The 15,968-nt window shown below is 71.3% G+C and carries 7 protein-coding genes; 5 read left to right on the plus strand and 2 right to left on the minus strand.

What is annotated here, in order from left to right:
* Position 1 precedes the first annotated feature (1 nt).
* Both AC1Q6E_RS02370 and AC1Q6E_RS02375 read left to right on the plus strand, forming a co-directional pair.
* A complete protein-coding gene (locus AC1Q6E_RS02370) occupies positions 2-1,204 on the plus strand; it encodes a rhodanese-like domain-containing protein (protein ID WP_492572124.1) in 1,203 nt (400 codons plus the stop codon).
* Entirely contained in the window at positions 1,204-1,995 is a 792-nt protein-coding gene (locus tag AC1Q6E_RS02375) for an alpha/beta fold hydrolase (RefSeq protein WP_492572195.1), read from the plus strand. Before AC1Q6E_RS02370 ends, AC1Q6E_RS02375 begins: the two co-directional genes overlap by 1 nt.
* Before the next feature lie 51 nt (positions 1,996-2,046).
* Here AC1Q6E_RS02375 and AC1Q6E_RS02380 read toward each other — a convergent pair whose 3' ends face one another.
* The gene (locus tag AC1Q6E_RS02380) at positions 2,047-2,949 is read right to left on the minus strand and encodes a LysR family transcriptional regulator (RefSeq protein WP_492572125.1); all 903 of its coding nucleotides are present in this window, start codon (positions 2,947-2,949) and stop codon (positions 2,047-2,049) included.
* A 205-nt stretch (positions 2,950-3,154) separates the two neighbouring features.
* Here AC1Q6E_RS02380 and AC1Q6E_RS02385 point away from each other — a divergent pair, with 205 nt between their 5' ends.
* The 3 genes from AC1Q6E_RS02385 to AC1Q6E_RS02395 are packed head-to-tail and all read left to right on the plus strand — an operon-like array spanning position 3,155 to position 14,065.
* Positions 3,155-5,191, plus strand: coding sequence for a CHAT domain-containing protein (locus tag AC1Q6E_RS02385; protein WP_492572126.1), 2,037 nt, complete (start codon positions 3,155-3,157; stop codon positions 5,189-5,191).
* A 3-nt stretch (positions 5,192-5,194) separates the two neighbouring features.
* Positions 5,195-6,838 (plus strand): ShlB/FhaC/HecB family hemolysin secretion/activation protein, encoded by a 1,644-nt coding sequence (locus AC1Q6E_RS02390; RefSeq protein WP_492572127.1) that lies wholly within the window; start codon positions 5,195-5,197, stop codon positions 6,836-6,838.
* A gap of 54 nt (positions 6,839-6,892) precedes the next feature.
* Positions 6,893-14,065 (plus strand): two-partner secretion domain-containing protein, encoded by a 7,173-nt coding sequence (locus AC1Q6E_RS02395; protein ID WP_492572128.1) that lies wholly within the window; start codon positions 6,893-6,895, stop codon positions 14,063-14,065.
* On the opposite strand, the gene AC1Q6E_RS02400 is transcribed toward AC1Q6E_RS02395, so the two are convergent.
* The gene (locus AC1Q6E_RS02400) at positions 14,062-15,960 is read right to left on the minus strand and encodes an ATP-binding protein (RefSeq protein WP_492572129.1); all 1,899 of its coding nucleotides are present in this window, start codon (positions 15,958-15,960) and stop codon (positions 14,062-14,064) included. The genes AC1Q6E_RS02395 and AC1Q6E_RS02400 overlap by 4 nt on opposite strands.
* Between the last annotated feature and the right edge of the window lie 8 nt (positions 15,961-15,968).

The raw sequence follows: 15,968 nt of genomic DNA on the forward strand, positions 1-15,968 counted from the left end.
CATGGCCAACGAACGTGAAACGGCCCCGATGCCGTCCGGACCGCTGATCACCGCCTCCGATCTGGCCCGCGTGGCGGGCGGCGCGGGGGTGGTCATCCTGGACTGCACCAGCCACTTGCCCACGGAGCGGCGCGACGCGCGCCGCGAGTTCGAGGCGGCGCACATTCCGGGCGCGCGCTTCGTGGACCTGGCCGAGATCAGCGATCCCGCCTCCGGCCTGCCCACGATGCTGCCCCCGGCGGCGCAGTTCGAGGCCGTCATGCGCAGGCTGGGCATCCAGGCCGGGGATCTGGTCGTGGCCTACGACACCCATGGCATACGGACCGCGCCGCGCCTGTGGTGGATGTTCCGGGGATATGGCCACGAACGCGTGGCCGTCCTGGATGGGGGATTGCCCGCGTGGCGGGCGGCCGGCGGCGTGCTGGAGCAAGGTCCGGCCGCGCCCGCGCGGGAAGGAGGCTGGCGCGCGACGCGCGAGCACGACGCGGTGGCCGATACCGCCGCGACGCGCGCCGCCGCGGCGCACGCGTCGTCCCAGGTGGTGGACGCCCGCAGCGCCGAGCGCTTCCGGGGCCTGGCGCCCGAGCCGCGGCCAGGGCTGCGGGCCGGCCACATCCCGGGCAGCGTCAACCTGCCTTATGAGCAACTGCTCGATCCGGTCTCGCATGCCTACCTGCCGGACGACCGGCTGGCCGAGGCCATGCGGACGCATGGGCTGGAGCTGGGGCGGGATACGGGCTTCGTCTGTTCCTGCGGCTCCGGCGTGTCGGCCTGCGTGCTGGCGCTGGCCTTGCACAAGCTGGGCGAACGCGACGTCCGGGTCTACGACGGCTCCTGGACCCAATGGGGCAGCGATGCGGCCCTGCCGGTCGAAACCGGGGACGGGCATGCCTATGCCCTGAAGACCTACGTGGCGGCCCCCGGCAAGTTCGCGGCCATGCGCGACCGCTTCCTGGCCTCGGCCGCGCCGCTGCTGGCTGAACAAGGGCTGCTGCTGGAACGGAGCTGGACGCCGCCCGAGGCGCCCGATACTTTCGTCTACCTGCTGAAATGGCGGCCGGGGGTGGATTTCGACCGGGCGTGGGACGCGTTCGCGCGGGATCCACGCTGGCAGGAGGTCAAGCGCCGCTCGGAAGCTGACGGGCCCCTGATCGCGCGTCAGGAGTCTATGATGCTGGGTATTTCGACAGGGGAGATGCAGTGATGAATGCGCAGGGCAAGTTCGATGCGGGATCGGGCCTCTATTACACGGCGCAGGGGCCGTCGGCGGGCGAGGCGGTGCTGCTGGTCCATTCGATCATGTCCGATGGGGCCAGCTGGGCGCGGCAGTCTGCCTGGCTGGCACGCACGTACCGGGTGATCGCCATCGACCTGCCGGGCCACGGTCAGGCGCCCGTCGCCGGCGAGGTGACGCTGTCCGGCCTGGCCGACGCGGTCACGCGGCTGGCGGACACGCTCGGCTTTGCGCGCTTCCATTTCATGGGGGTCTCGCTGGGCGCCATGATCGGCTTCGACCTGGCCACGCGTCATGCGGACCGGCTGGCCAGCCTGGTGGCCTGCGACGCGCCGTCCAGCACGCCGGACAACTACGCGGCGCTGTGGGACGAGCGGATCGCGCGCGCCCGGAGCGAGGGCATGGCCGCGCTGGTGGACGAGACCCTGGCGCGGTGGTTCACGCCGCCCACGCTGGCGGGGGAACCCGCCCTGGTCGCACAGGTCCGCGAGCAGATCCTGAAGACGCCGGTCGAGGGCTACGCGCATTGCGCGCGGGCGATCAGCCGCTTCGACTATCGCGACGGGCTGGCGCGCAGCCCGGTCAGGGCAACGCTGACGGCGGGCGAGGCCGACGGGGTCATCGTGCCGGCCATGCGCGAGCAGGCGCGGGCGATGCCGCATGCCCAGTGGGTGGAGATCCCCGGCGCCGGCCACCTGCCCCAGCTCGAAAATCCGGCCGCCTTCGAGGCCATGATGGCGGGACACTTCGGCAAGGCGTAGGGGCCCGGGGCCCTGGGGCCTGCGCGAGGCTCCTTTGCGCGTGAACAGGCCCTAGGCGTCCTGCGATTTGCGGATGGCGTCCGCCAGGTACTTGAGCATCGCCCGGGTGGCGCGCGGCACGCTGGTACGCGAGACGATGTAGGCGTTGAGCGGCAGGCGCGGCTCCCATTCGGGCACGATGCGCCTGAGGCGTCCGCCGGGTACGTAGTCGCGGCCCAGGATCTCGGGGATCAGTCCCACGCCGGTTCCGCAGGACACCATCTCGCGCAGCAGGCGGATGCTGTTCACGCGTGCCCGCACCCGTCCCAGCGCGGAGCGGCCGGCGCCCGACGGGAGGGTGTTCCACAGGCTTTGTCCGGATTGCAGTTCGGTCACCACCCAATCGAGCGCGGGCAGCGTGGCGAGGGAAACGGGATGGGGCAGGCCGGCTTCATAGGCGGGGCTGCAATAGAGCCCGTAGCGGATCTCGCCCAGCTTGCGTACCGTCAACCGCGACGGCTTGGGCTCGCCGAAGGCGATCAGGATGTCCACGCCTTCGCCGATCATGTCGATGGGACGCGTGGTGGTGTCGACGACGATCTGCAGGTCGTCGTGCTCCATGGCGAATTCCGAGATGGCCTGTCCCAGCCACGCGGTGCCGAACTCGATCGGCATCGCGACGTGGAGCGTGCCCGACATGCTGGTGGCGCTGCGGGCGATCTTGCGCGCGATGCTGTCGCGGGCACGCGCGATGTCCGCGCATTCCTGCAGCAGGTCCAGTCCCAGGGCGGTGGGCGAAACCTTGCGCGTATTGCGCTTGAGCAGCATCGCGCCGCAGCTTTTCTCCAGCGCGATCAGGCGGCGGCTGAGCGTGGCGCGCGGCACGCCAAGCTTGCTCGCGGCCGACGTGAGCGAGCCGCTTTCCACCACCGATTGGAACAGCATCAGATCGTCGAGATCGAGTGACAGCTGCATGACGCGGCCTTACCCCTTTAGCGCTATGTCCTATTGCGTATAGGCATGTTAGCGCACGCTACCTAGACTTCGTTCCTATATCCATGGCGGGAGGTGCCCGCTGCGAACGTGGAGCGCAAGCATGGGGCGGGCGAGGCGGAAGGGGAAGATCTGGGGCGGCGCGCGCGGAGCCATCTGCGCGCTGGCGCTCGGATGGGGGCTTCCCGTGGCATGGGCCCAGGAGTCCGTGCCGGATGCCGAGGTGGGGCAGGTCGCGCAAGAGCGGCTGGCCGATGCCGACACCCTGCTGGCGTTGAGCCAGGACGGCGCGCTCCTGTATGCCCAGGATCCGGTCAAGCTCAGTGGCTACCAGTATTGCAGCCAGGCGGTGGCATTGGCCGAACAGGGCGAGTTCAGGCAGAGCGTGCGCGCAGCCAGCAAGGCGTTGCACCTGGCCCAGGCCACCAACGATCCCAACCTGGCCGCGCTGGCCAACCGCGACCTGGCGATCGCCTACAGCTACGCCGGGCGCCTGGACAAGGCGGAGTCCTTCGCGCGCGAGGCGCTGCGGCATCCTCCCAAGGAGCCCGAGAAGGTTCTCGGTCCGGTGCACAAGGTGCTGGGCGATGTCGAGGCCCGGCGCGGCGACTACCCTGCCGCGATCAATAGCTACGAGACCGCGCTGGCGAACAGCTCGGAACGCTACGCGCCCCTGGTGCGCGTGTCGCTGGTCAACGCGTTGGCCGAGACCGGCGACGCCGCGCGGGCGCGGCAGATGCTGGACGCCACCGCGCAGCCGGGCGATCCGGCCCTGGCCACGCAGTGGCAGCGCACCCGTGCCCGCGTCCTGTTGGCCGAGAACCGTCCGCGGGAAGCGGCGGACCTGTACCGTTCGCTCACGACGCGCAAGACCGGCGCCGACAGCGGCTACTACCAGCTGTGGGCGTGGGATGGCGTGGCGCGCAGCGAGATGGCGCTGGGCAACAAGCCCGCCGCCGCCGATGCGCTGGGCAGGGCGCTCGACGGCGTGGACGAGGTGCGCGCGAAGTTTCGCAGCGATGAGTTCAAGATGGGCCTGTTCTCGGATATGCAGTCCGTGTTCGAGCGCGCGATCGGCCTCTACAGCGACCTGGGCAATGCGCCGGCGGCGTTCGAGCTGAGCGAGCGCAGCCGCAGCCGCGCGCTGCTGGACGCGGTGCGGGGGCGCGGTAGCGTGCCTGACGCGGCCACGGCAACGCTGTCGCTGGCGGGCCTGCAACAGTCCCTGGCGCCCGACGAACGCGTGATCCAGTTCCATGCCTTGCCCGACCGCCTGCAAGCCTGGATAGTGGGCCCGTCCGAATTGCGGGAAGTGTCCATTGCCATCGGGCGCGACGACCTGGCGAAACTGGTCGACGCTTTCCGCGACCTGATCGTCAACGGCAAGCGTGGCGCGGTGGACGGCGCGGCCAAGGTAGGCGAGCTGCTGATCGCGCCGCTGGGCATCGCCGCCGGCCAGCGGCTGATCGTCGTGCCGCACGGACCGCTGCACTACCTGCCATTCCAGGCGCTGCGCCTGAACGGCGCCTATCTGATAGAAAGCCACGCGATGTCGGTGGCGCCCTCGATGAGCATCGCCGTGCAGCTGGCACGCAGGACGCCGCGGGTCTCGCCCACGCTGACGGCCTTCGGCAACCCGCGTATCGAGGACCAGTACGACCTGCCCGGCGCGGAGCGCGAGGTGCAGGAACTGGCGCGGCTGTTCCCGCAGAAGAATGTCTTCATGGGCACGGCCGCCACCAAGACGCAGTTCAAGGAAGCGGCCGCCCGGGCGCCCCTGATCCACGTCGCCGCCCATGCGCAGGCCGATACCGTGGATCCGCTCTATTCGCGCATCCTGCTGGCCAACGAAGACGGCAGGCAGAGCTTCCTGGAGGCGCGCGAGATCCTGGGGCTGGACATGAACCATACGGCCCTGGTCACGCTGTCGGCGTGCGAATCGGGGCTGGGCCGCATCGACCAGGGCGACGAGGTGCTGGGGTTCACGCGGTCGTTCCTGTCCGCCGGTTCGTCCAGCCTGATCGCCTCGCTGTGGCCGGTGTCCGATGATGCCGCGGAGCTGCTGATGAGCACCCTGTACGCCGAACTGGCCAAGGGCACCGACATCCAGAGGGCGATGCAGGCCGGCCAGCTTGCCGTCCTCAAACGCGACAAGATGGCGCATCCGTTTTTCTGGGCGCCGTTCAACCTGATCGGGAACTGGCGCCTGACGGTGGAGGGCTGAAGCATGCGGGGTGCCGACAAGACATGGAATCGCCGCGGCATCGCCGCCGCGGCGATGGGGCTGGCGTGGTCGGCCGCGCTGGCCCAGACGCCCGGGCCGCTGGCCCAGGCGCCGTCGCAGCGCCTGCCCGAGCCGCCCGTGCCGGCGGCCGCCCAGGCGGGTTTTCGGTTGCAGCAGGTGGTCTTCACCGGCGCTTCGGCCATTCCCGCGGACGAACTGCAGGGGCTCGCGGCCGGCTACGTGGGCCGCGAGGTGTCGCTGTCCGATCTGGAAGCCCTGGCGCGGGAAGTGACCGAGCTGTATCGCAGCCGCGGATACTTTCTTGCCCAGGCGCTGGTGCCGGTGCAGACCGTGCGCGACGGGCGGGTCGAGATCAGCGTCGTCGAGGGGCGGCTGGGCAAGGTGGACATCCAGGTTGCGCCGGATGCGCCGATCTCGGAAGGGCGTATCCGCGCCTACCTTGCGCCGCTGCAGCCGGGCCAGCCGGTCAGCACGCAAAGCTACGAACGCGCCATGCTGCTGCTTTCCGACCTGCCCGGCATCAAGGTGTCGTCCGGCCTGCAAGAGGGCAGCGAACCCGGCACGACGGACCTCGTGGTCGAGGTGACCCAGGCGCGGCGCGTGACCTTCGCCTTCGACGCGGACAACCACGGCACGCGCGAATCGGGCCGGGTCCGCGTGGGCGGCACGATGCGGGTGGCCAGCCCGCTGGGCCTGGGCGACAACCTGGACGCCCGGCTCATGATGTCCGAGGGCAACTCGCTCAACTTCGGGCGGCTGGGCTACGAGGCGCCCCTGGGCGCGGACGGACTGCGCCTGGGGGCCGGCATCTCGCGCGTGAGCTACGAGCTGGGCCAGCCCTGGTCGCAGCTGGGAGCGAAGGGGCGGGCCACGGTGGCCGATCTGTCGCTGAACTACCCGGTCATCCGGCAGCGCGGCCAGAACCTGTTCCTGCGCCTGGGCGTGGATCACAAGGAACTGCGCGACGATTTGTCCATGTTCTCGTACTCGGCGCGCAAGAATGTCGTCGGCGTGGGCCTGGGCTGGAGCTGGGAGCGGCGCGACGAACTGTTCGGCGGCGGCTACTGGGCCAGTACCGGTACGCTGTACCACGGCCGCCTGGACATCAAGGACGATCTGACGCGGGCGATGGACCAGGGGCCGGCGGGCCACCGGACGGACGGCGGGTTCACCAAGCTGACCTGGCAGGTGTCGCGCCTGCAGTCCGTGTTGCCGCGCCATACCTTGTACGTGTCCCTGGGCGGGCAGCTCACCAACGGCAACCTGGATGCCTCCGAAAAACTGGCGCTGGGCGGCGCGCGCGCCGTGCGCGCCTTCCCGTCCAGCGAGCTGCTGGTGGACGAGGGCGTGCTGGGCGTGGTCGAGTGGCGCTGGTCCGCCACCGAGGACCTGACCCCCTATGTGTTCTACGACGTGGGCAAGGGCCGGATGTTCCATTCGCCCACCAGCCTCGACACCAACAATACCCGCAGCATGCAGGGCTTCGGTATCGGCGCGGTGTGGTCGCGGCCCGGCGACTTCATGGTGAACGTCTCGCTGGCGTGGCGCCGCAATACCGCGGCGCCCGTCACCGACGGCGGTGATCGCAAGCCCCGGATCTTCGTGCAGTTCCAGAAAGTGTTTTGAGGTTTCCGGGGCGCCCACGCGGCGCGGGCCGCGCTCCGGGACCAGGAGAATCACATGAGTGCAGCTACCCGTTCCCCCCGCAAGGTCCGCGGGCCCGCGGCCCAGTCGCCGGAGGCGCGCTGGAACCCCCGCCCGCTGGCGCTGGCCCTCGCGCTGGTCGGCACCAGCGCGGGCGCCCAGATGCCGACCGGATTCAACCCCGTGCAAGGCAGCGTGCTCGCGCCCGTCACGAGCGGCAACGTCATGTCCATCCAGCAGCAGAGCGACCGTGCCATCATCGAGTGGGGGACGTTCTCGATCGGCAAGGACAACGCGGTCCGTTTCCTGCAGCCCGGCGCATCCAGCATCGCGCTGAACCGCGTGCTGGGCGGGGATCTGTCCCGGATCTCGGGCGAGTTGTCGGCCAATGGCCGCATCTTCCTGATCAATCCGGCGGGCGTGCTGTTCGGGCAGGGGTCGAAGGTGGAGACCGGCGGTCTGGTCGCCTCGACGCTCAACATCACCAACGCGGACTTCATGGCGGGCCGCTTCCGGTTCGAGCGCGACGATGCCAACACCGCTTCCGTGACGAACCTGGGGACTCTGACGGCTCCGGGGTCGACCATCGCGTTGATGGCGGCGACGGTAGTCAACGGCGGCGACGGGCGGATCGTGGCCGATGGCGGCACCGTGGGGCTGGTGTCGGCCCGCCAGGTGACGCTGGACTTCCAGGGCGACGGCCTGACCACGTTCCGCTTCGCCCCGGGCGCCGGCGCCAGCATGGCGGCGGTCACCAATGAAAGCGGCGCGGTGCTCCAGGCCAATGGCGGCCGGGTGGCGGTGCTGGCGGATTCGACCCAGGTGGCGCAGCGGGTGGTCAACCAGCAGGGTACGATCCGGGCGCAATCGCTGACCGCGCGCAATGGCGAGATCATCCTGGGCGCAACCGGCCAGGCCGACGTGGAGGTGGGCGGCACGCTGGATGTGTCGGGCGCGGCGGGCGGCACCATCCACGTCGACGGGGGCGGTATTCGTACCCAGTCGGGCCGTATGGATGCTTCGGGCGACGGCGGCGGCGGACGCATCGAACTGGAGGGCCGGCGCGCGGTCTCGATGGATGCCGGTAGCCGGCTGCATGCGGATGCGCTGGTTTCCGGCAATGGCGGGACCATCGACATCGATGCTCCGGGGCTGCATGCGGCGGGGACCATGACGGCGAATGCCGCGGGCAACGGCGCGGGCGGCGCCGTCACGACCTCGGGCAGCGTGGTCGAGATCGGGGCGGCCCAGGTCTCGGCGGCCGGCGCTGGCGGCGGCGCGAACGGCAAGTGGACGATTGCCTCGCAGGGCGACGTGACCGTGGGCGCGGCGCCGGCGGCACGGCCCGCCACCGAGGTGTCCGTGGCCGATGACGACAGCCGGGTGTCGGGCGGCGCCGTGGGCGAAGCGCTGGGGAACCGCACCGACGTGACCGTGGCCGCCACCGGCTTCGCGCTCGACGGCGGCCGGGGGCAGAGCGGCAACGTGGTGTTCGAGGACGGTTCGAGCGTCGTCAAGACGCGGGGCGGGGCGTCCACGCTGCGCGTGGACGCCATGCGCAACATCGATATGTGGAACGGATCGCGCATCGAATCGCAGGCGGGTGCGCTGAATGTCGAATTCAACGCCGATTCCTCGGGCAAGGCCGCGATGCGCCGGCCGGAGGGTGCCAGTGATTTCGTCGAGGAGAGCGGCGGCAGCATCGATCTGGAAGGCGCCACCATATCCACCCGGGGCGGGGACCTGCGCCTGTTCGGGCAAAGCGATGCCGCCGGCGGCAAGGCCACCGGCGGCACGTCCTTCGTGAATGGCCGGGCACAGACCCGCCGCGACGGCATCTTCGTCGGCTGGAGCGACGTGTCGCTGTGCGCCGACGACGCCTGCGCGGCGGGCGGCTCGCTGGCCGCGGCGGGGACCGGCATCACCACCGTCGATGCGACATCCAGCCGGGGCGTGGAAGGGGGAGAGGGCGTCACCTTCAGCGGTACCGGCGTGGCGGCGGGCGGCGATATCTCGATCACCGGCCATGGCGGCGTGGCGGCCGCCGGCGTGCGGATAGACGGGCGGCGCGAAGGCGGCACGCAGCACCCGATGACCGCCGCGGGCGACATCACCATCGTCGGCACGGCGGCGAATGCCACGCTGGACAACAATCTTCCCGCGGGAACCCCGGAAGCCGGCGTGGTGCTCCAGAGCACGGCATTGTCCGCCGGCGGCGACGTCACGATCGACGGCAAGGGTTCCAACCTGGATGCGCTGACCAAATCGCCGGGCATCTTCGGGGTGCTGGGCTACGGCACGATCGATGCCGTCGATGGCGTGCGCCTGAGCGATACGCGGGTCCTGGCCGGACCGCGCCGCGACATCCTGATCACCGGCGCCGCGGGCGGCGACGGGTTGATCATCGACGGCGGATCGGGAGCGACCTATACCGCCATCGCCGCGCGCGGCGTGCGCATCGAGAAAAGCGTGGCGGCCCTGGGCGCGGCGGGCGGGACGGCGCCCGACATTGCCACCGATGGCGGGCGCATCCGCATCGTCGGCCGCGACAGCGACATCTGGCTGGCGGGCGAGCCGACCAAGGTGGGCCCGACGCTGCAGGTAGATGCCGGCAGCGCGGCAGGCCGGGGCGGCAGCGTCGAGGTCACCGGACGCAACGTGGGCGTGCTGGGCGCGACCTCGTTGCTGGCGGACGGTGCGACCGGCGGAGGCGGCGTGACGGTGCAGGCCGATGCGGTCGCGGCCGTGGATGATTTCGCGCACCTCCATGCCAACGCGACCGGCGCCAACGGCGACGGCGGCCGGATCCTGTTGACGGGGCAGGATGGCGTGCGCGTCCATGGCGCGCTCCAGGCGCGAGGCGCCGGCGCGGGTCACGGCGGGCGGATCGAGACCTCTGGCGGGGGCGTCAACGCGAGCGGGGTCCGTATCAACGCCGGAACCGGAACCGGCGCGGCGGGAACCTGGATCGTCGATCCCTATGATGTCAACATCGTCCACGGCACGGGGCCGGGCGCGCCGGTGGACAGTCCGTTCGAGGCCGTGGCCGACACCACGATCCAGGATTCCAGCATCAACGCCGCCCTGGATGCGGGCACGAGCGTGCGGATAGGGACCGGGGCCGGCAGCGGCACGGGGGGCGACATCAACATCGACAGCGGCGTGGAGATCCGCCGCACGGCGGGTACGGTGCCCCTGGAGTTCGCGCTGGATGCGTATCGCAGCATACGCGGCGGGTCGTTCAGCATCGTATCCGAGGCCGGTGCGCTCGATCTGGCGTTCAACAGCAATGCCAGCGGTACCCTGGCGGGCGACCAGTCCATCTTTTTCCAGAACGCGACGATGACCACCAACGGTGGATCGGTCAGCCTGTACGGCCAGAGCGACCCGCTGGCGGGCAGCGCCAGTTCCAACCGCGGGCCGGCCATCCAGCTGCTGGACAGCTTCATCGACACCCGCGTCGGCCAGAGCGATGCCGGAGCGGGCGGGAATGTCGTGCTGCGGGGAGCGGGCGATGGGGTGACCAGCGTGGACATCGAAGGCGGACGCATCGATGCGTCCGGCGGCAGTGTCACGGTGCGCGGCGTATCCTCCAGTTACGGGGCGGGCGTGGAGATGAGGGCGGGCCACAGCGGCGAGGCCACCATCACGACCACGGCCGGCAATATCGCCATCGTCGGCGTGGGCGGCGGCGATTCGTCGCTGGGCGCGGAAGGCGTCAGGATGGAAGGCGCGCACGTGCAATCCGGCGGCGGCGACGTGGACGTGCGCGGACTGGCGCAGGGAACGGGTACGACCGCTTCCGGCGTGATCCTGGAGGACGCCTCGCTGGTCGCGCAGGCGGGCCGGGTACGGGTGGCGGGGCAGTCCGCGGGCAGTGGCGCGGGCATCGATCTGCAAGGCGGATCGTCCAGCCTGTCGGCGAATGCGATCGACGGCCAGCAGGGCGTCGTCCTGCGGGCGGACAACGACGGCAGCGCCGACGCGATCGCGCTGGATGCCTCGGTCCGGTCGGGGGTGTCGATCAACCTGCGGCCGGGCGGCGTCGATGCCGCGGGCAATGCCACCGATCATGCCATGACCCGGATTTCGCTGGGGGGGGCGGGCGGCAACGGGTTCTCGCTGTCGAACGCCGACATGGGGAACCTGGATGCGCCCAATGTGATCGTCGGCAGCAACACCCATGCCGCCGACATCTCGGTGGACGGCGCGGTGGCGACGGCCGGCAACCTGACCCTGCAGAACGAAGGGGGTGGGGCGATCGCGCTGGGCGGCAACGTGACGGCGGCCACGCTGGCGCTGCTGGCGGGCGGGAACGTGACCCAGACGTCCACCGCCGCGATCGCCGCGAACGCGCTGGCGGCCCGGTCGGCCACGGGCGATGTCGTGCTGACGCACCCGGACAATGCCGTGGCCACGGTGGCCGGCGGCGCGGCGGGCGACTTCCGCTACGTGGATACCGACGGCATCACGATCGGCAACGTCTCGGCCCTGGGCATGGACGCCGCGACGAACGGCGTGCAGAACCGCGCGCTGGACGGGATCGCGGCCGACCGCGCCATCGTGCAGGCCCGCTCCGGGAACATCACGGCCAACGCCGCCATCACGGCGCCGACGGCCGCCACGTTGCAGGCGGATGCCGGCGCCATCCAGCTCAACCGGACGCTGGACAGCGGCTCGGTGGCGCTGCTGGCGACCGGCGCGATCGGCCAGCTGGCGGGTGCGTCCATCCACGCCGGCACGCTGGTGGCCCGGTCGACGGGCGCGGGCGTGACGTTGACCGACGCGGGCAACCAGGCCGGGGTTCTGGCGGGAGGCGCGGCCACCGATTTCCGGTATGTGGATGCCGATGGCCTGACCCTGGGGAGTGCCGCCGTCGTGAGCCACGATACCGCGGGTAGCCTGCAGACCCTTGCCGTATCGGGGGTTTCGGCCGGCACGACGCAGATCGCGGCGCGCAACGGCGATCTGGACGTCGCCGCCGCCGTGTCGGCCGTCGACCTGCTGAGCCTGCAGGCCGACGCTGGCGCGATCGGGGTGGGCGCGGCGGTCCAGGGGCGGACGGTGGCGCTGCTGGCCAGCGGCGACATCACGCAAACCACCGCGGGCGCCCTCGCCGGCGATGCATTGCTGGCGCGCTCCAGCGCGGGCGATATCCAACTGGCGGCAGGGACGAACGATGTGCGGACGCTGGCGGCGGCTGCCGCGGGCGATCTGCGCTATCGCGGCAGCGGCGACCTGGCCGTGGCGACGGTGGCCGCCGGCGCGCTGGATGCCGGTGGCGCGCCGCAGGCCGTCGCGGCTTCCGGGCTGACGGCGGCCGACGCGATCGCGCAGACGACTACGGGCAATCTGTCCGTCCAGGCAGCCTCGGCCGCATCGAACCGGCTGACCTTGCAGGCGGATGCAGGCAGCGTGCAGGTCGGGCAATCGTTGCAGGCAGGTACGGTGGCCTTGCTGGCCCGCGGAGACATCGTCCAACAGGCCGGCGCGGGCATCACGGCGGGCACGCTGGCGGCCCGGTCGACGGCCGGCGCGGTGACGCTGACCGCCGCCGGCAACGATGCCGGCGTGTTCGCGGGCAGCGCGGCCACCGAACTGCGCTATGCGGACGCGAACGCGCTGACCATTGGCGATGTCGTCGTGGCCAGCCAGGACACGGCGGGCGGACTGGCGTCGTCGACCCAGGCCGGCGCGCAGGCCGGCACGGTGCGGATCGCCGCGCGAACGGGAGATCTGACGGTGGCCTCGGGCGTGACGGCCATCGACGCCGCGTCCCTGCAGGCCGATGCCGGCGCCGTGGCCGTGGACGCCGTCGTCCAGGCCCGGACCGTGGCGCTGCTCGCAACGGGCGGCATTGCTGAATCGGCGTCCGGCGGCATTGCGGCGGATGCGCTGCTGGCACGTTCGACAGGCGGCGACGTCTTGCTGGAAGCCGGTGGCAACGACGTGCGCGCGCTGGCGGGCAGCGCGGCGGACAATCTCATTTATCGCGGCGCCGGCGACCTGGCCGTGGCGAACGTGACGGCCGGTGCGCTCGACGCGGCCGGCGCACCGCAGGCGGTCTCCGCCTCGGGCGTGACGGCCGGAAACGCGTTCGTGCGGTCCACGTCGGGCAACCTGTCCGTCGCCGCCGCGTCGGCCGCCGCGGGAGCGCTGATGCTCCAGGCGGACACCGGCAACGTCACGCTCGGGCAGTCCGTGCAGGCCGCCACGGTGGCGCTGCTCGCCGGCGGCGATATCGGCCAGGGGGCAGCGGGGGCGATCGCCGCCGACGAGCTGCTGGCCCGCAGCTCCGGCGGCGGCGTCGGCCTGGACCAGGCTCCCAACCGCGTCGGGACGCTGGCGGGCGGGGCGCGCGATGCGTTCGCCTATGCGGACGTGGATGCCTTGCGCATCGGCGAGGTGTCGCTGCCGACCCTGGGAGCGGGGGAGGGCGCGCCGGCAGGTTCCGAACGAGGCATCGCCGCCGCCTCCACGTTCGTGCGGACCCAGTCCGGCGACCTTACGCTGGATGCCGACGTGACCGGCGGCACCGCCGACCTGGTAGCGGCGGCACGCTTCCAGAATCCGGACGGCGCGCGCATCGATACGTCCGGACGCTGGCGCGTGTGGGCCGATACCTGGGAGGGAGAGACGCGCGGCGGCATGGCCGGATCCGGGGCGCTGCCCAACCTGTACGGCCGCGCCTACGGCGCGTCCATCGCGGATGTGGACAACCACTTCATCTACCGGCAACAACCCACGGTGACCGTGACCCTGGACAGTGCGTCCCGGCCGGCGGGTATCGGCAATCCCGCATTGGGCTACACGCTGGCGGGCCTGATCCTGGGAGACACCGGGGCGGGCATCAGCGGCGCGGCGGGTTCGGCGGCCAATGCGGCGAGTCCGGCCGGCACCTACGCCGTCACCGCGACCACCCCCTTCGTCTCGGCCGAGGGATATCTCATCAATGTCGTCCCGGGCGTGCTGACCGTGAACAGCTATGCCTTGCCCAGCGTGGACCTCCAGCGCGAGATTCCGACCACCTATCTGTACGATCGCAACCTGGTGCCCGTGGCCATGTGTTTCGCCACGGGGCCGATAGCCGGCGACCGGGTCGAACAGGCGGGAGACGTACTGGCCAGGGAATGGTCCAGGGTACGGACGCGGCCGAACCTGAGCAACTGCGTGTCCACCGATCGCCGGAACGCCTGCTCGGATTTCTAAAGGCTGGCCGTCCGGCCGGCGTTGCGTCCGGCCGGCGTCCAGCGGCCCAGCAACGCGCGCAGCTTGGCGGGCGCGACCGGCTTGGTCAGCAGCGTGACCGAGGCTTCCCGGATACGCTGCAGGATGTCCGGCGTGGTCGTGCCCGATATCATGATGGCGGTGGCGTGCGGCCGCAGCTCCCGCGCCTGCAGCAGCAGGGCGAGTCCGTCGTCGCTGTCGCCCAGTTGCAGGTCGCACAGGATCACGTCGTAGCGCCGGGTGGCGTCGCGCAGCTTGCGCAGGGCGTCGTCGGCCGTGCGAGCCTGGTCCACCCGGCAGTTCCACTGCCGCAGCAGATGGGCCGTTCCTTCCAGGATGGCCTCGTCGTCATCGATCAGCAGGCAGTCCAGGTCCAGCGAGGTCGCGCCGGCGGCATCGTGGGGGGCGGCCATGGGCGCCACGGGCGGCGCGTCGGTCGTGGGAAGCCGCAGCGAGAACGTGCTGCCCCGGCGCAGCGCGGATCGGACGCGGATGTCGGTGTGCAGCAGGCGGGCGATGCGGGCGCAGATGGACAGCCCCAGGCCGAAGCCGTTGCGCCGGTCGCGCTGCGGATTGGCGACCTGGTAGAACTCTTCGAAAATGCGCGACTGCTGGATGGGCGCGACGCCTATGCCGTTGTCGCGGATCTCGATCCGCGTGCCGTCGCCGTCGCGCCGCGCGGCAACCAGCACGCGGCCGCCTTCGCCGTGGCGCACGGCGTTGCGTACCAGGTTGTCGAGCACACGCATGACCAGGCCGGCATCCGTCAGGACGGCGCGGCCGCGGTCGCGCCATACCAGGTCCACTCCCGCCTCGCGCGCGACCGCCCCATGCATGGCGTCGAGCTGGTCGAACAGATCGCCCACGCGCACCGGGGCATAGGATGGCGACAGCACATTGGCGTCGAGCCGGGAAATGTCCAGCAGCGCGTCGAGCAGCGCGCTCATGACCTGGGTGCCTTCCTGCAAGCGTTGCATGGCGGGTAGCTGCGCCTGGCTGGCGGTGGGCAGCAGGCCGTCGATGAACAGGCCCATCGCATGTACGGGCTGGCGCAGGTCGTGGCTGGCGGTGGCCAGGAAGCGCGTGCGCGAACGCGTGGCCTGCTCGGCCTGCGACAGCCGCGCGAGCGCTTCCTGCGTGGCGGCCTGGATGCGTTCTTCCTGCGACGAATAGGCGTCCTGCAGGCGCTGGGCCATGTGGTCGACGTCGCTGGCCAGGGTGGCGATCTCATTGCGGCCGCAGGGGCCGCAGCGGGCGTTGAGTTTTCCTGCCTGCAGGGACGAGACGGTGGCGGAGATGCGCTTGAGCGGCCGCGCGACGGCGCGCGCCATGTGCAGGGCCGAGAGCCAGGCCAGAAGCAGGGCGGTGCCGCCTATCAGGCCGCCGGCCAGCATCGAGGCGGCGCGCGCGCTCCGGTGTTCGGCATCGTCCAGGAACACGCGCACCGTGCCGATGTCCAGCGCCGGTCCGCCGGGGCGGGGGTAGTCGGTCAGGCCGCGCGTGGCGCGCAGGCGCACCGGCTCGGCGAAGGGGCGGGCATGTTTGAGCTTTTCCGACTCCGGGCCCGCCGCGATGGCGATGCCCGTGCCGTTGCCGATCTCGACGCGCGACGCGATGCCCTTGGCCACCATGTTCTCCGCCAGGTCGCGCAGCGTCTCCACGTCGCCGGCATACAGGCTCAGGTCGCTGGCCACGGCCAGTTGCCGCGCGATCGCCGCGCCGTTGGTCCGGAAGGCCTGCTCCAGCGCGTCCAGCCGTTCGTGGGTGAACCACAGGGTCAGCGCGACGGCGGCGGTGGCGCACGGCAGTACGCCCAATCGTATGAGATCGCGCTGCAGGCTGTTCGATCGAAGCGCGGCGGGGAGCATGGGAGGCATGGCGGCGC

The organism is Pigmentiphaga sp. MLSB6-MA01, assembly GCF_058793475.1.

Bases quoted from the DNA above. Each gene is read 5' to 3' on its own strand.
- AC1Q6E_RS02370 (WP_492572124.1), top strand. From the start codon at position 2: ATGGCCAACGAACGTGAAACGGCCCCGATGCCGTCCGGACCGCTGATC.
- AC1Q6E_RS02375 (WP_492572195.1), top strand. From the start codon at position 1,204: ATGAATGCGCAGGGCAAGTTCGATGCGGGATCGGGCCTCTATTACACG.
- AC1Q6E_RS02380 (WP_492572125.1), bottom strand. From the start codon at position 2,949: ATGCAGCTGTCACTCGATCTCGACGATCTGATGCTGTTCCAATCGGTG.
- AC1Q6E_RS02390 (WP_492572127.1), top strand. From the start codon at position 5,195: ATGCGGGGTGCCGACAAGACATGGAATCGCCGCGGCATCGCCGCCGCG.
- AC1Q6E_RS02395 (WP_492572128.1), top strand. From the start codon at position 6,893: ATGAGTGCAGCTACCCGTTCCCCCCGCAAGGTCCGCGGGCCCGCGGCC.
- AC1Q6E_RS02400 (WP_492572129.1), bottom strand. From the start codon at position 15,960: ATGCCTCCCATGCTCCCCGCCGCGCTTCGATCGAACAGCCTGCAGCGC.